The sequence below is a fragment of the Anabaena catenula FACHB-362 genome (genome assembly GCF_014698735.1).
GTDB classification, from domain to species: domain Bacteria; phylum Cyanobacteriota; class Cyanobacteriia; order Cyanobacteriales; family Nostocaceae; genus Anabaena; species Anabaena variabilis_A.
In genome coordinates this window covers 21,516-44,472 of sequence record NZ_JACJTQ010000043.1, presented here as the reverse complement: position 1 = coordinate 44,472, position 22,957 = coordinate 21,516, and the positions used below count along the sequence as shown (strand labels likewise).

Genomic DNA, 22,957 nt, shown 5'->3' with positions numbered 1-22,957 from the left:
GGAATCTGTTTACTTCTGTTATCCGTGAGCATATTTTTGCCAACATTGGCAAGGATGCCATTATTTAGAATACATAGATGATCTTTTTTGTCAATGCGTAAGTCCTAGGAATTACCTAATCTCCAATGGATATCAGGAAAAGTCCCTTTAGAAGTTTTGCGAACAGAAGACTGTATTACAGGTGTACGCTTTGCAGACTTCACCGTCACCGCCAAAATTATTGTCGATGGTACAGAATTGGGTGATTTATTAGCTTTAGGGGAAGTACCTTATCGTTGGGGTTGGGAACTAAAGTCAGAGTGGGGAGAACCTAGCGCCCCAGAAAGTTTTAACTCTCTCACCGAAAAATACCCTGTACAAGCGCCAACTTGGGTGGTGGTAATGCAAGATTTTGGGGAACCTGTCGCCCCACAAATTCCACCTGCCCCTAACTATAATTCATCATTGTTTACAGGCGCTTGGGATGACTATGGGGCGGAGAAATTTTTAAATTATGGTCGCTTACCAGGAGGTCGGTTTATGATTAATTGGCCTATTTGTGGCAACGACTACGGCCAAAAAGCTAACCGTTTGATAGAGTCAGATTTAACTAGACGTGAGTTTGTCCAAGAATGTTTCTGGCATAGTCAAAACTTTGCCCATTTTATCCAAACTCAGCTTGGTCGGCGTTACGGTTTAGCAGAAGGTGTTTTTCCTAGCCTCTCTCCAGCTTTTGCGCTGCATCCCTATTATCGAGAAAGTCGCCGTTTAAAGGGACTTGTTACTGTCTGTGAGCAGAATATTCTGCCCTTAGCAGGTAGTAGTGTCGCAGCTAAATTTGATGATACGGTTGCTATTGGTAACTACGCCAACGACCACCATTATCCTGGTGATAAGTTCTCACTGCAACCTAAATCTATCCGCTGGGGTGGACGTTGGACTGGAACGCCCTTCACTATTCCCTATCGTTGTCTGATTCCAGTTGCTACGAATGGTTTGCTGGTCTGTGAAAAGAATATTTCTGTGTCCCACATCGCTAATGGGGCTACCAGACTACAACCAGTAGTGATGGGTATAGGTCAAGCAGCGGGTATGGCAGCTGCTCTATGTTGTGAGTTAGAATGTCAACCCAGGGATTTGCCAGTTAGGACGCTGCAAGCAGCTTTATTAACTGATGAGCGATCGCCTGCCGCAATTGTTCCCCTGTTTAACTTATCAACCAATCATCCAGAGTGGCTCAACTGGCAAATTCATTATTTGGACAACCCAGAAACATATCCCACTAGTGGTAATTGTCCTGGTTTATTGGTTAATCCGTATGATTACTTGAATCTTGATTGTTTCATAGGCATTTTTAATCGCCTAGACCAACAACACTACACATTTACTATCACAAACCCAACTGAATTTTCACCGAAAATTTGGCAGATTGTGACTTTGCAATCCCATATTGATGAGCAACTGCAAGCCCTTCCTGCTAAAGAAAAGCTCACTCTCTGGGGAAGGACAAATTCATCTGGTAACTGGCTACTCGTTGAATATATCGACGAAGTATCAAATTGATTTTTTTGCAGTCAAATACAATACTTTTTAATAAATTGTCCGGATGATCATATAAAAGTTAAGTATCAGTGAATTGGAGAGTTCTAAAATAGACATCTACTATGCGTGCTGCCATTTCACTTTTAGTATCGAGTCTGGTATTCGGCTCCTTAGCTTTTAACTGCGAAGCGGTACTGACTCGCCTTTCCTACCTGCTAATTGCTACTTCTGGTTCACAACAGCTACTGGCTGAAAAACCTCAAACTAGTCCTAACCAACCAGAAACGCCAGCACCTCATCGCGGTAGTGGGCGCAAAGAGTCCTTGGGATATTCCAGAAATATCTATTCTGTTGTTTAAAAACCCCAGCCTCAGACTGCTTGTAGGAAAATTAGTTGCCAACAAGGGAATCAAATTACCGGATAAATGGATGTTTAACATCCTTGACACAATTTGTCGAACAGAGACATAGACAGTTAAAGCACTACACAGCTAATCAACCGTTTTCAATGTCATCTTCTTTGACAGAGATATAGACAGTTAAAGCACTACACAACCGTTCCAGATTTAATCTTCTCTGACTACAGACTTAGACAGTTAAGCCACTACACAACTACACCACTCAGCAACCGTTTGGTATTTTCTAAAAACATCTGGTAATTGCGGTAAACCTGACGTGTATTGGTGAATAAGTGACTCATAATATATGTGCTAGTCCAGCCTTCTTTAACCACTTCGGCTTTGCACGGCTTGCGTCTACAGGTTGGGAAGGCCAATGGCAAGTAGGTTGAGCAGGAAAAACGGGTAAGCAGAAGGAACAGGGGGAGAATCAGACTGTTCTTTCTGTAATTAACCCGTAAATATCAGTGTGTTGGAGTGCTAGGAGTCATCAGCCTGAATAAATGAGTATTTATGCGTGACTTTAAGCTGGCTTATGAGCAATAAAATACTTGCTTACAAAGTGAACTTGTGTTTTGATATTCTCAAATCCTGCTTGCTCTAAACGCGCTACCAAGTCATCAGTGATGTAATGGTTATAGTAAGGTTCATGGAACATTTTGGAGAAGTTATTCATTATAGGAGCCAATTCCGGTGAATCACTCATCTGAATCGAGTCACAGATAATAAAGACTCCCCCTGGTTTTGTTACTCGGAAGCATTGCTCTATCACAGGTTGACGTATTGATGCAGGTAACTCATGAAAGAGAAACACAGAAGTTACAGCATGAAAATAGTGATCGAGATAAGGTAATTCTTCGGCATTGGCTTGCAGAAGTTGGGGCAATTCTCCCGGAATCTGCGATAGTAGCTCATTGGCTTTACGCAAATAAGCTGGTGATAAATCTGTACCAAATAAAGAGGCTTGAGGCAAAGCTGCTCGAATCAACTTCAAAGTCCGCCCAGTACCGCAAGCTATATCTAAAATTTTGGTTTGCTTTTGGGGAAGATCATTGAAAATTTCCAACCCATGTTTTAGGGGAGCGAGAATGCGCCTCCGCATAATATCAGCTGCACCACCAAACAGAATTTCCACCTGCAAGTCATATAAATTGGCTGATAGGTCGCTTAAATAGCCATTGGTTTGATGATGGAAGTTCTGCACATAATAGCTGGGATAACCATCTTTCTCTATTTCCTGTGCAAAATCTTGATATCTATTCTGTGTGAGCCGCTCCCAGGTTAGGGGCAAATCTAACCAAAGCATCGGATAATAGCGCAAAAATTCTTCCCACGGGTTGTCAAACAATAAGCTGTGGGGATAGATTCCTTTTTCTCCATCTTGCCAGTCTGTTTCTAGTAGCTGATTTAATCGGTCTTCTAGCCCCACTATTAGCTCTTTGGATATGGGTTGGCTGGTTTGCCCAAGTGTGGGATGTATGAGGTCTCTGAGGCGTAAACTGAAGATTTTGTGCGCCAGACTAAAGTAATTTTTGCTCTGTTGAAGAGTCTTATAGGTCAATTTAGTTAAGGTGTCAGACATAAGTAGGCGTAAATAATTATCGTTGGCATCAGGCAGGGAGCTTTCTAGCAGGGAGAAAAAGGGTTTTAGCCTTGTTTTCCTTTCGTCACATAGTTTGGTTTTATTGTGCTGACTTACTTAAACAATGAATTAAGATTTATTAACCTTTTTTATTTTATGTAAATAAAAGTCAGAAATAAAGCGTTGTATCAAAATCAATACTCATTTTAAGATAAAAAATCTGAAAATTTGGTTGATAATTCCAGAGTTTGGACATCTTGACTAGTATGGGTTTTCCCTATGCTTTTCTTTTTGCTCTAGGTTGTGAAAATAGCGATCGCTATTTCGATTCAATATTTCGATTCAATTATGAATTTATATTAAGAAAATAAATTCCGTAACATAAGCTACAGAATTTTTGCTATATTGGGAAGTGAAAGAATAGTTAACCATATATCAATAAAAAATACAGAGGAGTGTAGTTATGTCTATTCAAGAAAAATCCCGCGCGTTAATGGTGCGTCAACATCAACAAGTTAAGAACCGTCAACAATCAATGCTGATGCGTGCGGCACAAGAACTTGGTCTTCCCGAAGAACTATCCCATTACTGGAACCCCATCCAAGGGAAGATAGATCCTACTACTCAGAGCCTTTATAGCAGCAGTCATGCTTCCATGAGCTAAGGTTGTGCATTTAGTCTGATTCCCAAATGACGATATGCAGAAAAAGCCACCTTGAAGGTGGCTTTAAAATTGACTAATTTTACGTAATTGCCATTAGCAATCGTAGTACAAGAAGAATTCGTAAGGATGAGGACGCAATTGCATCTGCTTAACTTCGTTAGCCAGCTTGTAGTCAATCCAGTTTTGGATGAAGTCTTCTGAGAACACGCCTGTGTCTGTTAAGAAAGCGTGATCATTTTCCAGTGCTTCCAAAGCAAGTTCTAAAGAACCTGGAGTAGAAGGAATCTTCGCCAATTCTTCTGGAGAAAGTTCATAGATATTTTTATCTAAGGGTTCACCAGGATGAATTTTGTTCTTAATACCATCAATACCAGCGCAAAGCATGGCAGCAAAGGCTAAGTAGGGATTAGAAGTAGCATCTGGACAACGGAACTCTAACCGCTTGGCTTTGGGGTTATTACCAGACAAGGGAATCCGCACAGAAGCAGAACGATTACCTTGGGAATAAGCCAAGTTTACAGGTGCTTCATAGCCCGGAACTAGACGCTTGTAAGAATTTGTAGTGGGGTTAGTGATAGCCAACAACGCTGGAGCGTGCTTAAGAATACCACCAATGTAGTATAGTCCCATTTCGCTCATGCCAGCGTACTTGTCACCTGCAAACAAAGGTTGACCACCTTTCCAAATAGATTGGTGACAGTGCATACCAGAACCGTTATCGCCAAAAATGGGTTTTGGCATGAAGGTGACGGTTTTGCCGTATTTTCTAGCAACGTTCTTGATCACATATTTGTAAGTCATCAGCCAGTCAGCAGCTTCGATTAACTTACCAAATCTAAAACCAAGTTCGCACTGACCACCTGTCGCAACTTCATGGTGTTGCTTTTCAATCGGTACGCCACATTCTTTCATTGTTAGCAGCATTTCTGTCCGCATATCTTGAAAGCTGTCAGTTGGTGGAACTGGGAAGTAACCTTCTTTGAAGCGGGTTTTGTAGCCCAGGTTAGGACCATCTACTTCACCAGTTTTACCCTTTCTACCAGTGTTCCAACGACCTTCAACGGAATCTACATGATAGTAGCCTTCGTTGGCGGTTTGGTCGTAACGGACATCATCAAAGATGAAGAATTCAGCTTCAGGACCAAAGAAAGCAGTGTCACCAAGTCCTGTAGAAGCAAGATAATCTATTGCTTTTTGAGCAATAACACGGGGGCAACGGTTATACCATTCGCCTGTGCGGGGTTCTTTAATACTACAAATGATACTTAGAGTTGGCTCTTGCATGAAAGGGTCGATCCAAGCGGTGTTGGGATCGAGTACCATTGTCATGTCAGATTCTTCGATACCTTTCCAGCCCCGAATACTAGAACCGTCGAAAGGAACACCATCAGTGAATGAACTTTCATCAATTTGATCCTGGTACATGGTCAAATGTTGCCAAGTCCCTGGTGTATCGATGAATTTCAGATCAATCATCTGAATGTTTTTGTCTTGAATCATCTTCAAGACTTCTTTTGGTGTTGTCATTGTTACTCCTTCTGTACCCAATTTCCTAAAGTAAAACGAAAATCTGCCAAAGCATCTTCAGCCTGCTATGCTAACCCAAGTTGTGACACACCACCTGGAATATCGTAAATACTTGACTTGAGGTGATTTTGTAGTGTTTGTTACAGATGATCTGGATTACAGGTTATATTAACCTTTCTTCATCATCTGTACAAAACTGGAAATATCATCTCATGGGGGTCAACTTTGGCATAGAATCCTTAAATAGCGGATGGATCGTTTTTGTGCCGCATCTATTGTTTATGGCACAAAAGTTTACTGGTGCATAATTGCAGCCAAATAAATATCAAACCATAGATAGTTAATGATTGGGAGAAAAAAGAATGCGCGATGCAGTTACAACTTTAATTAAGAATTATGACGTAACCGGCCGTTATTTTGACCGGAATGCGATCGACAGCCTCAAGTCTTACTTTGAAACCGGTACAGCAAGAGTACAAGCGGCAGCTGCGATTAATTCTAATGCAGCAGCAATAGTTAAACAGGCTGGTTCTAAGTTATTTGAAGAACTACCTGAATTAATTCGTCCTGGTGGTAATGCTTATACAACTCGTCGTTATGCGGCTTGTTTGCGGGATATGGATTATTACCTGCGCTATGCTACTTATGCCTTGGTTGCTGGCAATATGAATGTGTTGGATGAACGTGTGTTGCAAGGACTACGGGAAACCTACAATTCTTTGGGTGTACCTATTGGTTCAACAGTTCAGGGTATCCAGATTATGAAAGATATTGTCAAGGCGCAAGTTACAGCTGCGGGTGTGGCTAATACTGCTTTTGTGGATGAGCCTTTTGACTATATCACTCGTGAGTTGAGTGAGATTGATGTTTAATAAAAGTCCCGGCGATTAGAAATCGCTGCTACACAACTAAAGTCCGCCGACGCGGACTTAATAGCGATCGCACTTTGGCTTTTTTGGCAAGGTGCGTTTACTTTTTTTTAAAATAAAAATAAGTTACGCCTTCGCCAATATAAAAATGCTGAATACTTTAATGGTAAAATGTATCACGTAACAGATGATTTTTGGCGATACTTCCATGAGTATTAATGATCTAGAATTTTTACATGGTGCAGCTTTTCTTCGACTACTAAAAGGAACATCTGATGTATCTATAAGTTATTTATCTTCCATTCATTCATCTCTTTATATTATAAAAAGCTTAAATACAGTATCTGCTATCCTATTTAAAATATCAAAAAAACCTACTTCTTCATGGTCATTTAGTTTCGGTGAACAGGAAGAAATTGCACTCACAAAGTTTCATCAAACATATCCAGATATCAGACTTTTTATAGCATTAATTTGTCATCGGGATGGTGTTTGTTGTCTATCACAAGAACAACTAGGGACAATTCTTGATTACAGTGAAGGTTTAGCCAATCAGCGTGTTTCTGTAAAAAGGGAACAAAGAGGTAGTTATTATGTTAAAGGTACAGGGAGAGTTCCCTTAGAACGGACAATACCCCAAAATAACTGGCCTGACGTAATTTTATCAAAATCAAATAACCTATGACACATATTCCTATTGAAATTAATGGCGACTGTATTGATAGATTAATTAAAAGATTAGAGAAACAAATTGGACTAAAAGAAGCAAAGCAACTTAAAGAAACTGCTATTGAAGTTGTACAAAATTGTGTCAAAGTTTATTCGGAAAATTTTGGTGATGGTGATGTAGGAAAAAATAGTACAGGATTAGTCAGCCAACCTTACAAAGGAATAAACCCTATTCCTAATGGTACAACAGGACTTATTTATGGTCGAGTTCAAAGTGGTAAAACTAATACAACTATTGCAACTTTAGCACTAGCACATGAAAATAATTTTCGTTGTTTTATTGTCTTAACTTCTAATAATACATGGTTAGGAGAACAAACTGCTAATCGGTTTAATAATCAAATTCAAGGAGGCCCTGTTATTTTTGATTGGGAAGCCTGGAAAAAAGATCCTGTCTATTTTGCCAAAACTAAGGTTATACCCTATATAAAAGATACAGGTGTGGTTTTAGTTACTACAAAAAATGTTTCTCATCTAAAGAGATTATTGATAGTTTTAAAAACAGCTAAAGTTAAAAATTTTCCTACATTAATTTTTGATGATGAAGCTGATAATGCTAGTTTAAATACAAATGAATCTAAACAATCTAAACAAGGGAAAGAAACAATTCCTGATAGCTCAACTTTTGAGCAAATACACAGCAATATTCGTCAAGAAATTCCTAATCACATTTATATTCAAATTACTGCAACTCCCCAAAGTTTATTATTACAAAATCTACCACATCCTTGTAAACCTAAGTTTTGTGCAGCGTTACCAGAACCAGGAGATGCTTATATGGGAGGAGATTTATTTTTCTCAGAACAGAGTAAGCATTGTGTTATTATTGATGCTGAAGAAATTAATCAAATTAAAAAACAAAAAGGTGCAATTAATCCTGGCAACAAATGGATAATTCCTGAAGGAATAAGGTTAGCTTTATGTTGTTTCTTTTTAGGTGCAACTTACAAAATTTTATCATCTGATCATGAAGATGCTACTTATTCCTTTCTGGTTCATATTTGTTACAAGCAAGATATCCATGCAAGCTTAGAACAAGTAATTAGTAATTTTGTGATTAATTTAGATAAAGCAATTCGTGAAAAGAGTTCGCGAACAGACTATAAACAAGCCATAAAATGGTTAGAAGAAGCATATAAAGAGTTAGATAAAACAGCAGATAAATTACCAGCACTGAATAAATTAATAGACGAGTTGAAAATTCAACTTAGACACGCTATTCCTAAAATTATCAATGCAAATAATCCCGATAAAGAACCTAATTATAACCCTGGAATGAATATACTAATCGGTGGTAATAGATTAGGTAGAGGTGTAACAATTGAGGGTTTAATGGTAACTTATTATGGACGTGATGCAAAACAAAAGACAGTAGATACAGTTCATCAACACGCTCGAATGTATGGTTATCGTCCACAATTGAAAGATGTGACTCGTCTCTTTTTAGCAGAACATATATTAGATGCTTTTCGTTCCATTTACGAAGCAGATGAAGCAATGCGTCAAGCGATAGGAGATGATATTCACAATATTAAAGTTCAACCTGTTTGGATAGGAGGACATCTTAAACCAACTCGATCTAATGTTTTAGATCCTTCTGTTATTAATGTATTAAGACCAGGGAAATTAATTTTTGCACAAGATCCAGCTTATAAAAAAGAGGATATAGAGCCTAATTTCAAAGCAATTGAGAATTTTTTAATTAATTATCAAGATGATGAAGAATATGCTGAGGTAGATATAGATTTTATTATTAAAATCATCAGTCATACCAAAAGTTATTATGTTTCATCTGAAGAATGGGAAGATAATCGTATCATTAAAGCCTTAACAAATATGAAATCCAAAGGTATGGACAAAGGACGTTTAAATGTTCGTAGGGGGAAGAAAAATAATAAAGAAGGATTAGATTTGCTAAGGAAAGATCCTTTTAAATGGATGTTTGGCTTTGGATCAGGTGGTTGGTCAATAGAAGCTCAAAAGAAATATCCTGATGTCGCAACTTTAATTATTTGCTATCAAAAAGGTGAAAAAATTAATGGTTGGGATGATCATCCTATTTATCTACCTATGTTAGTTTTACCTAAACAAAAATTTGTTTTTATGTTTAATTATGATGAGGGTGAGTAATGTGTATAAATAATTACTGATTAAGCCAGTTCATAACTTACATAAAATAAACTAAAACTATATATTACGGTATATTAGAAATATTCATACATTAGAAAAAATATGAATTTATGGAAGAATTATTAACCCTGAAAAACTTGCTTCTGCAAGGGAATGTCCAAGAAGCATTAGTTATAGTTGAAGAATTAGAAGAAATGAGCCGAAATGAAATTATCAAGACAATTCGGAGTTATGCAGTGATTTTATTGTTGCACTTGATTAAACAAAAAGCTGAAAATCGCACAACTCGTTCCTGGGAAGTTACAATTAGGAATTCAATTCGGGAAATTCAACGAGAAAATAAGCGTCGTAAAGCTGGCGGTTATTATCTCACGCGAGAAGAATTAGAAGAAGTACTAGAAGAAGCTTATTTAAATGCTATTGATGAAGCTTCGCTGGAAGTGGCAGAAGGTCGTTATGAATCAGAAGAATTAGAAAAGCTGGTTAATGAAGAAGAAATTATTCATTATGCTTTAGGTTTAATCTCACCAGGAGAGTCAAATTAATTGGTTAAACAAAGATTAGATACTTTATTAGTAGATTTAGGTTTATCTCCCTCCCGTCAGCAAGCACAACGGTTAATTCAAGCTGGGGAAGTGACAGTAAATCAACAGATGATTGATAAAGCCGGAACTGAGGTAGATATAACTGCACAAATTCAAGTTAAAGAACGTCCTCCTTTTGTTTCTCGTGGTGGGGAAAAACTCGCTAAAGCTTTAGAATTTTTTGCAATTCCTGTAGCTGGACGCATTTGTTTAGATGGGGGAATTTCTACAGGTGGTTTTACAGATTGCTTATTACAATCTGGTGCAATTCAAGTTTATGGTATTGATGTTGGCTATGGACAAGTTGATTGGAAAATCAGAACTGATGAAAGAGTAATTTTAAAAGAACGCACCAATTTACGTCAACTCCAACCAGAAGATTTATATGCTGAAAATGCGATACTTCCTGATTTAGCTGTGGTGGATGTGTCGTTTATTTCTTTAAATAAAATTTTGCCTGCTTTATGGCAATTAACGCAAGCACCTAGAGAGGCTGTATTGCTGGTGAAACCTCAATTTGAGGTAGGGAAGTCTCGCGTGGGTAAAAAGGGCGTTGTCCGCGATTTTAAAGACCAAGCTGATGCTATTTTCCAAGTGTTACAAGCAGCTTTGGAATTAGGTTGGAAGTATAAAGGTTTAACTTGGTCGCCCATAACTGGCCCTGCGGGAAATATTGAATTTCTGCTCTGGTTGGGAATGGAAAGTGAGACACCAGCACCAGATTTAGAAGCAATTTTGCAAATGACTAAATCAGCAATTGCTAATTTTCGAGATGCTTAAAATTTTCTGAATTTAAAATATAGAACCGATACATATAAGCGATATCTATACCCAAAAAACTGCGAAAATCTCAAAACTATCCCCAATAGCTCAGTGTAGGGTTGGGTTAAACCCAACCTCACAAATTTAAATATCGTAAATCAAACACTCTAATGCATCTGGATACATTTCGCAGTAGGTTTCTAAAGCTGTTTTACGGTGTTTGGCTTGTTTTTGATGCGCTTTTTCTGCTTGCAATTCTTCAACAATATCCCAAGCTACAGCACAATTAGGGGAATGACTTCCATTTTGCTCGCAGGTTACACGAGCTTCTACAATTGCTTCCAGAATTGCTTGCTCAATGGTTTTAGTGCTATTTTTATCTGAGTTAATAGCAGCTAAAATTTCGTTAAAAGATGTCATGATATTTTCACCTTTGTTGTGGAGTAAGATCAAGATTTACTGCAAAGTCTAATGGGTACTTAAGTATTTTTTACTCAGCACTGTTTGGTTCTTGTTGTATGGGAAGATAGGAATGTAGAGAAAGTATGAGAACCAGTTAAGAAACTATTCTCAACGGTAACAATTAAAAAAAATATTTTTAGTTAATTTATATACTTTTTTAGCCATGATAAAGGAGCAATGGCTAATTTATACCACTTCAAAATTAAAAATTTCGTCTGTATTTGGGGACATCAGAGTATGGTTACTGATGTCCAAAATCCCCAAAATTTCCACCCAATTCTTGCTGTAAACGATACAAAATTGTATTTTTGTCAACTTGTGATAGAATTTCTTGAATGACTGTATCAGCACCTAATTGTCCCCAAGTACAGCCTTTTTCTAGATATATTTGTGCGGCTTTACCGACAGTATAAGCACCATAACCAGCAATACTACCTTGAGCGATACCTCCAGTGAGCTTTGCTAACGCACTCCCCGCAAAAGTAGTAATATTCACAGGACTATCACCACTGACTATAGCAGCGGTACTACTGCCTAAACCTAACATTAAACTACTGCTGATTTCTCCTAACAATAAACCACCAGAACTGAATAAAATGGTTTTTAATAATTTACTAGCTTCATAGCTAGTCATGGGTAAACCATATAATCTAGCTAAAGAACGAATTAAAGCTAAATCGGTAATTAAACCACCAATAATATCTAAAATAGGAATGGGATTTAAACCAATAGCGAGGGCTTTATATTTAGTAAATTTCCAAATGATATCTTCTGCTTCCTGTTGACGAATATCAATGGTTTTACTAGCTATAACTGCTTCTGCTTCCCTTGCTTGAATGAGTGCATTTAAAGCTAAAAGTGATCGCCCTTCCCGATTGAGTATATTCAGAATTGTTTGCTTCAGTTCCTCAACCTGTGGTGGTGGTGTTTCCCATTCATAACTCACAGTTCCATCTGGGTATTCTACTCTAACTTCCATTGATGCAGGTTCAGCTGCTACCATGACAATTTCATCAGGTAGTAAGGGTTTTTCTTGAAGATTTCCTGCACCTAATAGTTGTAAATTTTTGTAAATGGTGTTTCTGTCTGTATCTGGGTATAAATCGATTTTGTTAAAAACCAAAATCAGTGGTTTTTGAGATTGTCTTAATTCTAACAACCCTTGATACTCAGTTCTAGTAATATCTCCAGAAACAACAAACAAGATTAAATCGGCTTGACGAGCTACTTCTCGCGCCATTTGCGCCCTAGCTTCCCCGTCAATTTCGTCTAAACCGGGAGTATCAATTAATTCTACTAATACCTTTCCTCCTGGTTTCCAGCGTACCGAACGAGGCCATTGAGTCACACCGTTAAGGGGGCCAGTTTGGAGAATTTTTTCACCTAGCAAGGAATTTAACACCGCTGACTTTCCGCGACTTACTAAACCAAAAGCAGCTATTCTCACCACGTTAGAGTCTAGCTTGTTGAGTGTGGCGGTTAAAATTTCTATTTCCGGTTTTACCAAACCTGCCAGTTTTGGGTTTGATGATAGCTGTCCTGACTTGCGGAGATATCCATACCAAGATAGAGCCTGTCTAAGACTAGCACGGGCGCGGTTCAAATGAGTTTCTTGCAGGTTTCTCACTGCGTTGGGTTGAGACAAGGTGGAGTAAACAATGGGTTACATATCCATTTATATCGAAATTTCTAGTTTTTTATAAATTAACTTTTAGTACTTCAGATATCTTAATTCAGAACGTAGGACTGTGTTCACTATCCCAGCATTTATTATTTTCCCAACTTCTACCAGAATGTTCACATTGCGATGAGTTGTCTATCCAAGGAATAGAAGTAGGGTGGTAGGAGGTTCCCACATTAGTGAATACAGGAGAAGAGAAAACAGGTAGTACTAGACGCAAAAACGCATAAGTATCAATAGGTATGCTTAGTAAAAACACGTATATCATAATATTATAAACAGTCCAATAACGATTATTTGCTGTAGGTTTAGATTTTTTGTCGTTGTTGAACAAGTAATTCTTTTTGTATAAAAACATGATTAGTACTTTGATGCTGCTCAATCGATAGAGAAGAAATTTATTTCTTGAAAAATCATTATTAAGCATTTCCACTTAAAAGTCAAAAATAAAAATCACAATTACTTTTGTACGCAAATAGTTTTAGCTATAAAAATGACTTACAACTGCGAATATAATAATAAGTAAAATATCTACAAGTCTTGATAATCAAAGATTAAATTAGATACTTAAGTAAAGTAAACTAGAAATAAATAGCAATATAATATACTTTAAATTTGGCGATTTACCTCTCAGTACGTCACTAAGACTTTTCGATAAAGGTAAATGCTCGCTTTTTTGCGATATGTTTTCTATATATGTATATTTTGATATATTAAAAAGGTTTAATTGGAATAAGCAGCAATCCCTTTCCTAGTGAAGAAGGAGAAATTAAAAGCCTCTCCCCTCCCAGGGGAGAGATTTACCATTTAATTAATCCCACCTGACTTGAAAATAAGACCCCACCCCTAACCCCTACCCGCTGTTTCGTGGAGGGGAATAAGAAGTTTTTTTTCATGTGTTCTGGTGTACGCAGTTCATGATGGCTACTTACCACCAAATACGTTCACCTTTCTCATTAACTCGTGCTTGACGAATGACATCAGAAATCTCTTCTGCATCTTTTACATGATGAAGGGCTTTTTTTTCACCTTCGGGAGTTTCTACTACAAAGTAGGTGGGAACTGTAATTTGATCGCCTGTAATGTCAGGGACATCTACAGCTACTTGTTTGGCTTTCTCTTCAATTGATTGTGGTTCATCAGCAATTCTATCTCCTGGGTTTGCGGTTAATTTCCTTTCTTTGACATTTGGTTTTTCTCTCGTAAAGCTATCTTTACTTACTGGCTGATGAATTTGATTGTCTTGATCATTATTAGTCATAACTTTTTCCTCAATTAAAACTTGACTATTACTAATATCAATCTAAACAATCAAAGGTGTAAGTAGCTCTTTCTTTGGAGATAGTTTAAGGTATTGTTGTTGAGTACTGGATATGAGATTTGGAAATGAGACTATAAATAGAAAATATCAGGAATAAAGCAGAATTTAGGAGTCAGGATAAATCTAGGGTGGTTTTATACTAAGGCTGATTGCATAAGCTTTTCACCTGTACTAAGTAGCTTGGTGCAATTAAATATACAGCAGATTGCAGATCAATGAGGTACAGAATCTAAATTGAAACCTAGACACCAAGCCAGTTTTACTCCTGACTCCTGACTCCTGACTCCTGAATTCTGCTGTAAAACCTCGCTTCCATTCCTCTCCCCTACAAGGGGAGAGGCTTAGACTCCCACTTCCCTACCCCTCCCTAACCCTTCCCTACAGGGGAGGGAAAAGGAACAACTTTTGTTATTGAAGGGGGGTTGGGGGTTTAGGTCTATCTTATATTTTTTAACGCCCACTTACTTAGTAGGAAGTAATGTGTATTGACCAATTATTAGCCTAAATTTAGATAACTAGTAACTTGGATTATGTATGCTTCTAAAGAAGGATAATTTACCAGTTATATTGTGCAAGAATAACAATTAGGAACACCTTTTATGTAGGTGGAACCATGACAGATAAAAATATAAGAATTGTTTCTTTAATTCCCAGTGCGACGGAAATTATCGCCACACTGGGGTTGTCGAAAGCTATTGTAGGGCGATCGCATGAATGTGACTATCCTCCAGAAATAGCAAATATCCCCGTATGTACTCAAGCAAGCTTGAACGGTACTGCTCCTAGCAACGCCATTCATGAGCAAGTGAACAGTATATTGCAATCTGCTCTAAGTATCTACAAAATTAAAATTGATGTTTTAGAGAGATTGCAGCCAACGCATATTCTCACTCAAGATCGGTGTGATATCTGTGGTGTCAGATTACCAGACGTTGAAAAGGCTGTCACCGAACTTACCCACAGTTCACCCAAAATTATTTCTTTACAACCTAACACACTACAGGATGTGTGGGGTGATATTGAGCGAGTTGGTCAAACCTTTGGGGTGGACTCAGTAAAAATACTGGAGAATTTAGAAGCGCGAGTCAAAATTTGTCAAAGTAAAATTCAAGGACTTTCTGTAACCGAAATGCCTACAGTCGCTTGTATTGAGTGGACTGAGCCTTTGATGACGGCTGCAAATTGGATTCCTGAATTAATCAATTTGGCAGGTGGACAGACATTGTTTAGCTTTATGGGTCAACCTTCTGCTCATTTGAACTGGGAAACTTTGATTACCACCAACCCCGATGTCATTATTTTCATGCCTCGTGGCTTTGATTTAAGACGAACTCAGCAAGAAGCAAAATTGTTAACTCAACGTCCAGAGTGGCAAAAACTGCACGCTGCTAAAACAGGTAGAGTGTTTGTGACCGACGGTAACGCCTACTTTAACCGTCCTAGTCCGCGACTGGCAGATTCTGTGGAAATTTTAGCAGAAATTTTGCACCCAGACATTTTTCAATATGGTTATAGAGGTATCGGTTGGGAGCCTTTACAAAAGTGAAATCCTCCTACACTGTATGCGTCACCATACAGTGTAGGCTTCTCCACAATTCCGGCTATTGCTATCACAACCGCAGAAAAACTACCCTTGGAACTCCTCAACTTGACCAAGACGGCGGATGTTAAGAATGTCACTCATTTTCTTAATTTGAGCAAACAAGTGTTCTAATTGAGAGCGATCGCGGATATCGATGCCCAAATCCATTAAAGCAGGTTGTCCCACAGCCGTTTTCACGTTAGCATGACGCACATTTATACCTTGGTCACTCAACCGCGATAAAATATCTTTTAATATTCCCACTCTATCAAGAGTCTCAATTTGAATATCAATTGGGTAAGTGTGAGGACGGCCGTGATTTTCTAAAGCTGAGTTCCATCTCACCGGAATTAAGCGTTCACATTCCACATTATCCACATTATGACAGCCTTGACGATGGATAGATATACCTCGTCCCCGCGTTACTACACCAATAATCCCTTCCCCAGGAATCGGCGTGCAACATCCAGCTACATGATAAACCAAGCCTTCTACGCCAAGAATGGGCGAATCACTAGCACGGGAAGTAGTTGGTGGCGTATCCCGTGAAGATTTTGATGTTGGCTCCTTGGGTATAAAGGGTATCACATCAGCCACTGGTTGATCAGCTTTCACCACATCTCGCCAGCGATTTAATACCAGGTTTAAAGTAATCTCTCCGTAACCTAAACCTGCCAGTAAATCTTCCACACTGTGATAATTACATTTTTCGGCAACAGTCTGCATTGCGTCAGATTTGAGCAAATTATCAAAACCAGTTTTACCGAGTTCCTTTTCTAATAAATCTCGTCCCCGCGCCACATTTTCTTCCCGGCGCGATCGCTTGTACCATTGTTTAATTCTATATTTTGCCGCCGAAGTCCTGACAAAATTTAACCAATCCAAACTGGGATGACTATTCTTTTGAGTAATAACATCAACAATATCCCCATTATGCAATCGCGTTGATAATGGCACCATTCGCCCATTCACCCGCGTACCTGCACAATGGTTCCCCACCTCTGTATGAATTCGATAAGCAAAATCTATACTCGTAGAACCGGGACTTAGAGGAACCACATCCCCCTTAGGGGTGAAGACATAAACATCATCTTCAAATAGATTGTCCTTAACACTATCTAAATATTCTTGCGCGTCTTTTAAATCACTTTGCCATTCCAGCAATTGCCGCAACCAAGTAAATTTCTCATCTGAACCCGTTAATTGGTTATTACTGGAACCACCTGTTTCTTTATACTTCCAATGTGCTGCAATCCCATATTCAGCCACATGATGCATATCAACAGTCCGAATTTGCACCTCCAAAGGGCGACCAGTCAAACCAATTACCCCAGTATGCAACGACTGGTAACGGTTAGGTTTAGGCAATCCAATATAGTCTTTAAATCTGCCAGGAATGGGGCGAAAAGCATCATGAACGACTGCCAAAGCCCGATAGCATTCCTCATTAGTTTGCACAATTATTCGCAGCGCCGCCAAATCATAAATTTCATGAAATTCTTTTTGCTGCTTATGCATTTTTTGATAAATGCTATAAAGATGTTTGGGGCGGCCACTGATATCCAAACATTGAACTCCAGCTTGTTGCAAACGCGCCCGCAAAACATTTGTAGCCTTAGCCAATTTTTCTTCCCGCGCAGTCCGTTTTTCAGAAACGTGCTGCTGAATTTCACGGAAAGCGTCCGGTTCCAAATACTTAAACGCCAAATCCTCCAATTCCCATTTCATTCGCCAGATACCCAAGCGATTGGCTAAGGGTGCAAAGATATCTCGCGTTTCCTGGGCGCTGCGGCGACGGCTTGCTTCTGACATATACTGCAAGGTTCGCATATTATGCAAACGGTCTGCCAACTTCACCACAATTACCCGAATATCTTTAGCCATTGCCAAAAACATTCGCCGGAAATTCTCAGCTTGGCTTTCGGTTTTGCTAGTGAAATTGATTTTAGAAAGCTTGGTGACACCTTCCACCAATTGGCGTACTTCTGCACCAAAATGCTCTTCTATTTCTTCAATTGTAACTTCTGTATCTTCAACTACATCATGAAGAAATCCAGCTGCTATCATAGCAGGACTGCCGCCCAACTCGTGCAGCAAGCCAGCTACAGCAACTGGATGGGCAATATATGCTTCTCCAGATTTACGGTACTGACCCTGATGGAGTTGATAGGCAAATTGAAATGCACGACAAATTAAAGCCATATCGCTATGCGATCGCTCATCTTCCGGTTCGCTGTTTTTTGCTGACGTTTCTCGTAAACATTTCTTAAGCCATTCCGGAAGACTGACATCAACTGAAGAATTAAGAAGTAAGCTGCTCATACAAGAGAGATTATAAGTTTTTGGTGGATTAAGTGAGATATAGACGCAAATTACAGCATCGTCCCAAGAAGATGCTGTTGCCCTACAGACGGGTAGAAAAAACAGTGTGAGGATGACTTTCTAATTGCCTGTGATCATCATCCATTGCAGGTGTCGAGGCACATAAGGCAGAATATCGATAGATGGCAAACAAAGCCTCAAAGTATGATTCGAGGCTTTTAGTTTGATTGAGTCCTTAAAAAAGTTTATTGTAGAAGAAAATTTTCTTGACATTAATACTATCTTAACTAGCACTGGATGTCTCTGAATCTTGATAAATATCAGGAATTTGCAACATTACTAGAGCATCTACGCTCTGATGTTACCAAAAATCAACTAGATGCTCCTACCCTACGGCAGCGTCTGGCAGCTTTGCAGCAATGGTTTATCCAACAAATTGTCCCTTTAGCCGATGTAGAATATCGGGAGCAGTCTTATCAAACGGAGATGAGTAAGCAACTGCGTCTCTTGGAAATAGATGTAATGTTTTTCCAAGGTGCAAAGCAGTCCGCAACGGCACAAGCGAGGCTCATAACCATTGAAGAACGCTTGATAACTCTGATTAGATATTGCCATGCCATACTCCAACCAGAGGAGAAAGGGGAAAAATAAATATTACTCTCCTTTTTCTCTATTTAACTACATAATGCCACTTATGAATGACATGAGACTGCTACCAAAGTAACAAGAAAATGGTAGGTTGATTTCAGCAGCAGCTTAACCCAACAACAACTTTGATTTTCAAAATGTTGGGTTGACATCAAGAGACTCAACCTACGTAAGTATAAAATTTATATGTTTAATAGAATACGTCTTTTTTTAAGTCAGTTTTTTCAAAATTCTCGAACAATCAATAATGAACCTGTAAATAAGGTAAGTTTGATTGTGATTATTTTAGTTGATATTTTTATTTTAATCAATGTTTTTACTGGTTTAGATCATATTAGTAGATGGCATCTCAGCCCATATCAAGCTTATCCATGCTATTCAGAATGGAATAGTTACAAAAAACAAACTACTAAGGATAAAGATTTTGAACTTATTAGGAATTCATTGCCATATAATACAACTACTCAACCCAATTTTAGGCAAATCTATCAACAGGAAGAACTAGGACATTTGGGTAAGGTTTCGGAAATATGTTTGAACTATGGTGAAGCTAAAGATAAGACTAATAATTCCGAAAATCGCCAAACTCTGATAGCTATAAATCAGACAAAAGATAATATCAATAAATTAGCACAAGCAAATTTAAATATTCGCAATCAATATGATTCAACGCTGTTAGAAAAAATTGCTGGACAGTCTCCAGGAAATTCTATTAATCAAGTTGCAGCAGAAAAAGCTAAACAAGAATTAGATAATAATAACCGTAAAATTTCTACATTTAAACAGAAAATGGCTAGTCTGCAAAGCCAACTGCTGACGAAACCAGAAATTATTGATTTTTTATCTTTTCTAAAAGATGAAACTAAATTTACGGAAGTTGCAAAAGGCTATCAAAGCGCATCATTTTGGTATCCCAGTATCCAACTGATATTTCAATCTATTTTTCTCCTCCCTTTAATTATTATTGCTTTATTGGTTAATAGATTTAGCCAAAGAAAAGGATATGGACTCGTAGCTTTAATTAGCTGGCATTTACTGGTGATATTTCTAATTCCGTTGATTTTTAAAATATTTCAATTTCTGCAAATTGGTGCAATTGCACAGTTCATTTTAAATATCATCAGTAATTTAGTTGGTAGGTTGCTGTTCCTACTTAACTTTGTTTATATCTTTTTGATTCCTCTGGTTGGTTTTGGACTGATAAAATTCTTACAAACATTTGTTTTTAACACTAAGTTTCAAGCTGCTAAAAGAGTTCAAAAATCACAATGTATTAACTGTGCTAAAACCATTAAAACTCATGATGCCCATTGTCCTCATTGCGGTTATTATCAATATGTTGAATGCCACAATTGCCATAATTTAACTTACAAAAAGTTGCCTTATTGTTATCATTGTGGTGCTGATCAAAATCCGAATCATTCCTAAGTCCCGTTAATAATTTGTAGGCATATATCTATTGTTTATATGCCTCTGCGTTCTCTGCGTCTCTGTGGTTCGTTAATATAACTACCTTAAGCGCAGTAGCAATATCTGTATTGGTAGAACAACTACTTTTGCTAATCTGATAGACTATCCTAAATTTACGATTTTATAAAAGCTGGTAGCGCCAGGCTAATAATTAACTATGAGTGAAGCCTTATTTAATGTTGAAAATCTCTGCGTAGCTTATCCCCAACGCAACAGAGAAGAAGCAAGCTGGGCGGTTGATAATGTATCTTTTTCACTGCACACAGGGGAAAGAATGGGTTTGGTAGGAGAGTCTGGTTGCGGTAAATCTACTATTGGAAGGGCAATCATGCGTTTGTTACCTTCCTCTAGTCGCGTTGAGGGTAAAGTAAATTTTCAGGGACAGCCTGTTTTAGATTTAACACCGCTTCAGATGCAGAAGTTTCGGGGTGAAGCAGTAGCTTTGATTTTTCAAGACCCTATGACGCGTCTTGACCCGTTGATGACGATTGGTAATCATTGTATTGAAACTTTACAAGCCCATTCACCGGAGTTATCAAAACAACAAGCGAAAGAAAAGGCTTTAGCGACTTTGGAGAAAGTGAAGATTCCCGCTAGTCGTTGGAGTCAGTATCCCCATGAGTTTAGCGGGGGAATGCGTCAACGGGTAGCTATTGCACTGGCGCTTCTCCTTAATCCTAAACTCATTGTGGCGGATGAACCCACAACCAGCTTAGATGTCACGGTTTCTGCACAAATCCTGCAAGAGTTAACGCGATTGTGTGCTGAGGAGAATATGGGATTGTTGTTGATTTCCCATGATTTAGCAATGGTGGGGGAATATTGCGATCGCATTGGGGTAATGTATCAGGGTAAAATGGTCGAAATGGGGAAAACGGAAACTGTATTTAAAGAACCCCAACATGAATATACCCGTTCTCTATTAAAAGCGGCTTTGCATATTCAAGCAGTCAATGATAATGAAGAATTGGTAATTGATAATACAGAAACAAGCCAATCACCAATTCTGAAAATCACAGAACTTAAGCAACATTATACCATAGAACCGAATTTTATTGAACGCTTATTTAAAGGAGAAGGACAAACAATTAAAGCTGTAGATGGAATTAATTTAGAATTGTATCCAGGGGAAATTTTAGGATTAGTAGGAGAGTCTGGTTGCGGGAAAAGTACACTTTCTAGAACCATTTTACAATTAATTCATCCTACATCTGGAAAAGTCGAGTTTTTAGGACAGGAATTAACCAGTTTGTCACCTCAAGAAATTCGTTCTTCCCGTAGACAAATCCAAATGATCTTTCAAGATCCCCATGCTTGTTTAAATCCGGCAATGACGGTAGGACAAAGTATAGCAGATCCTTTATTAATTCACAATTTAGCTAATACCATCCAAGCCAAAGAACAGGTTTTATGGATGTTAGAAAAAGTGGGTTTAACACCAGCAGAACTTTATTACCAGCGTTATCCCTCTGATTTATCTGGGGGACAACAACAACGGGTAGCCATAGCACGGGCTTTAATTACTCGTCCCAAACTGGTAATATGTGATGAACCGGTAAGTATGTTAGATGCCAGCGTACAAACACAAGTTCTCGATTTGATGCTGCAACTAAAGGCAGAATTTGAGTTAACTTACCTATTCATTACCCATGATTTATGGTTAGCGCGGTTTTTGTGCGATCGCATAGCAGTGATGAATGGTGGTAAAATTGTCGAACTAGGACAAACAAAACAAATTTTTTCTCATCCTCAACATCCCTACACCCAAACCCTATTAGCTGCTGCACCTTTATTAGCAAGAGCATAATCAAGAGTCAGAAGTAAAGATAGATATTCCCTGTTCCCAATTACCAATCACCAAAGTAATTAATGTCTAAAAATCCGTCTTCTAAACCTTACACAACCAATACTAATCAATCAGATAAATGGCAAGAGAGAGTAGCACAAATAGCATATCGCTTCAATCAACAATATCAAAATCAAAAATTTGAAGTACCAGACGAAGTACAAGCAATGCCAATATTTCGGGAATGGACTACTGGCATATTAACCGATAGAATTGTATCGCCTTTTTGGGAAATTGCTCAACCTCAAAAAAACCAACATTGTCTAGATATTGGCTGTGGTGTCAGTTTTTTAATTTATCCTTGGCGAGATTGGCAAGCATTTTTTTATGGGCAAGAAATTAGTAATATCGCCAGAGATACTCTTAATTCTCGTGGTTCGCAATTAAACTCAAAACTTTTCAAAGGTGTTGAGTTAGGAGCGGCTCATCATTTAAACTATGTTTCTGAGCAATTTGACTTAGTAATTGCAACGGGTTTTAGTTGCTATTTTCCCCTAGAATATTGGAATGCTGTATTGTTGGAAGTCAAACGGGTATTGAAACCAGGTGGACAATTTGTGTTTGATATTCTTAATTCACAACAGCCTTTAGCAGAAGATTGGGCTGTTCTAGAAACTTATTTGGGTGCTGAAGTGTTTCTAGAATCTACGACAGACTGGGAAAAAACAATTAAAGCTGCGGGTGCTAAAGTAGTCAAACGGCAATTAGGAGAATTATTCGAGTTGTACAAAGTCCGGTTTTGAGATCAAATTCAGGACATTTGATAATTATGACTGTGAAGACAAGACTGAGTGATCGCCAGATACGAAACAAGATTTTCTCTCCATTTATATTGAATAAAATCAACAGAAAAGCTGAT

At 38.2% G+C, this 22,957-nt stretch carries 18 protein-coding genes and 1 pseudogene; 13 read left to right on the top strand and 6 right to left on the bottom strand.

Annotation, left to right across the window (positions count from 1 at the left end):
* Positions 1–108 precede the first annotated feature (108 nt).
* Positions 109–1,542, top strand: a pseudogene (locus H6G68_RS21500) (FAD-dependent oxidoreductase); the annotation flags it as partial.
* A gap of 101 nt (positions 1,543–1,643) precedes the next feature.
* Positions 1,644–1,880, top strand: a complete 237-nt coding sequence (gene patX, locus H6G68_RS21495; protein WP_071189122.1) for a heterocyst-inhibiting protein PatX — start codon at positions 1,644–1,646, stop codon at positions 1,878–1,880.
* Positions 1,881–2,442: 562 nt separating this feature from the next.
* On the opposite strand, the gene H6G68_RS21490 is transcribed toward patX, so the two are convergent.
* Entirely contained in the window at positions 2,443–3,501 is a 1,059-nt protein-coding gene (locus H6G68_RS21490) for a class I SAM-dependent methyltransferase (RefSeq protein WP_190908460.1), read from the bottom strand.
* A 463-nt stretch (positions 3,502–3,964) separates the two neighbouring features.
* On the opposite strand from H6G68_RS21490, the gene gifA reads away from it, so the two are divergent.
* A complete protein-coding gene (gene gifA / locus H6G68_RS21485; RefSeq protein ID WP_127056145.1) occupies positions 3,965–4,165 on the top strand; it encodes a glutamine synthetase inactivation factor IF7A in 201 nt (66 codons plus the stop codon).
* 93 nt (positions 4,166–4,258) lie between these two features.
* Here gifA and glnA read toward each other — a convergent pair whose 3' ends face one another.
* Complete coding sequence (glnA, locus tag H6G68_RS21480; RefSeq protein ID WP_190908459.1) at positions 4,259–5,692, bottom strand: type I glutamate--ammonia ligase; 1,434 nt, start codon at positions 5,690–5,692, stop codon at positions 4,259–4,261.
* Positions 5,693–6,054: 362 nt separating this feature from the next.
* Between glnA and apcB the strand changes: the two genes are divergently transcribed.
* The 5 genes from apcB to H6G68_RS21455 all read left to right on the top strand — a co-directional run bounded on the left by apcB (position 6,055) and on the right by H6G68_RS21455 (position 10,784).
* Entirely contained in the window at positions 6,055–6,564 is a 510-nt protein-coding gene (gene apcB, locus H6G68_RS21475; protein WP_190908458.1) for an allophycocyanin subunit beta, read from the top strand.
* A 205-nt stretch (positions 6,565–6,769) separates the two neighbouring features.
* A complete protein-coding gene (locus tag H6G68_RS21470) occupies positions 6,770–7,246 on the top strand; it encodes a hypothetical protein (protein WP_190908457.1) in 477 nt (158 codons plus the stop codon).
* Positions 7,243–9,420 carry a Z1 domain-containing protein gene (locus tag H6G68_RS21465; protein ID WP_190908456.1) on the top strand — a complete coding sequence of 726 codons (2,178 nt, stop codon included), beginning with the start codon at positions 7,243–7,245 and terminating at the stop codon, positions 9,418–9,420. Before H6G68_RS21470 ends, H6G68_RS21465 begins: the two co-directional genes overlap by 4 nt.
* Positions 9,421–9,530: 110 nt before the next feature.
* Positions 9,531–9,965: a DUF29 family protein gene (locus H6G68_RS21460; protein WP_190908455.1), complete on the top strand. Its 435-nt coding sequence runs from the start codon at positions 9,531–9,533 to the stop codon at positions 9,963–9,965.
* The gene (locus H6G68_RS21455; protein ID WP_190908454.1) at positions 9,966–10,784 is read left to right on the top strand and encodes a TlyA family RNA methyltransferase; all 819 of its coding nucleotides are present in this window, start codon (positions 9,966–9,968) and stop codon (positions 10,782–10,784) included. It begins immediately after the preceding gene.
* A gap of 126 nt (positions 10,785–10,910) precedes the next feature.
* On the opposite strand, the gene H6G68_RS21450 is transcribed toward H6G68_RS21455, so the two are convergent.
* The 3 genes from H6G68_RS21450 to H6G68_RS21440 all read right to left on the bottom strand — a co-directional run bounded on the left by H6G68_RS21450 (position 10,911) and on the right by H6G68_RS21440 (position 14,170).
* Positions 10,911–11,186: a Calvin cycle protein CP12 gene (locus tag H6G68_RS21450; RefSeq protein WP_190908453.1), complete on the bottom strand. Its 276-nt coding sequence runs from the start codon at positions 11,184–11,186 to the stop codon at positions 10,911–10,913.
* Positions 11,187–11,469: 283 nt separating this feature from the next.
* The gene (locus H6G68_RS21445) at positions 11,470–12,873 is read right to left on the bottom strand and encodes a GTP-binding protein (protein ID WP_199332682.1); all 1,404 of its coding nucleotides are present in this window, start codon (positions 12,871–12,873) and stop codon (positions 11,470–11,472) included.
* A gap of 964 nt (positions 12,874–13,837) precedes the next feature.
* A complete protein-coding gene (locus H6G68_RS21440) occupies positions 13,838–14,170 on the bottom strand; it encodes a hypothetical protein (RefSeq protein WP_190908452.1) in 333 nt (110 codons plus the stop codon).
* Between the two features lie 673 nt (positions 14,171–14,843).
* Between H6G68_RS21440 and H6G68_RS21435 the strand changes: the two genes are divergently transcribed.
* Positions 14,844–15,776, top strand: a complete 933-nt coding sequence (locus H6G68_RS21435; protein ID WP_190908451.1) for a cobalamin-binding protein — start codon at positions 14,844–14,846, stop codon at positions 15,774–15,776.
* An 81-nt stretch (positions 15,777–15,857) separates the two neighbouring features.
* On the opposite strand, the gene H6G68_RS21430 is transcribed toward H6G68_RS21435, so the two are convergent.
* Positions 15,858–18,134, bottom strand: coding sequence for a RelA/SpoT family protein (locus H6G68_RS21430; protein ID WP_190908450.1), 2,277 nt, complete (start codon positions 18,132–18,134; stop codon positions 15,858–15,860).
* A gap of 297 nt (positions 18,135–18,431) precedes the next feature.
* On the opposite strand from H6G68_RS21430, the gene patD reads away from it, so the two are divergent.
* From patD to H6G68_RS21410, 4 genes are all read left to right on the top strand, one after another.
* On the top strand, positions 18,432–18,785 hold the full coding sequence (gene patD / locus H6G68_RS21425; RefSeq protein WP_190908449.1) for a heterocyst frequency control protein PatD: 354 nt from the start codon (positions 18,432–18,434) through the stop codon (positions 18,783–18,785).
* A 183-nt stretch (positions 18,786–18,968) separates the two neighbouring features.
* Entirely contained in the window at positions 18,969–20,210 is a 1,242-nt protein-coding gene (locus H6G68_RS21420; RefSeq protein ID WP_190908448.1) for a hypothetical protein, read from the top strand.
* 199 nt (positions 20,211–20,409) lie between these two features.
* The gene (locus H6G68_RS21415) at positions 20,410–22,059 is read left to right on the top strand and encodes a dipeptide ABC transporter ATP-binding protein (RefSeq protein WP_190908447.1); all 1,650 of its coding nucleotides are present in this window, start codon (positions 20,410–20,412) and stop codon (positions 22,057–22,059) included.
* A gap of 62 nt (positions 22,060–22,121) precedes the next feature.
* Positions 22,122–22,841: a class I SAM-dependent methyltransferase gene (locus H6G68_RS21410; protein WP_190908446.1), complete on the top strand. Its 720-nt coding sequence runs from the start codon at positions 22,122–22,124 to the stop codon at positions 22,839–22,841.
* Positions 22,842–22,957 lie beyond the last annotated feature (116 nt).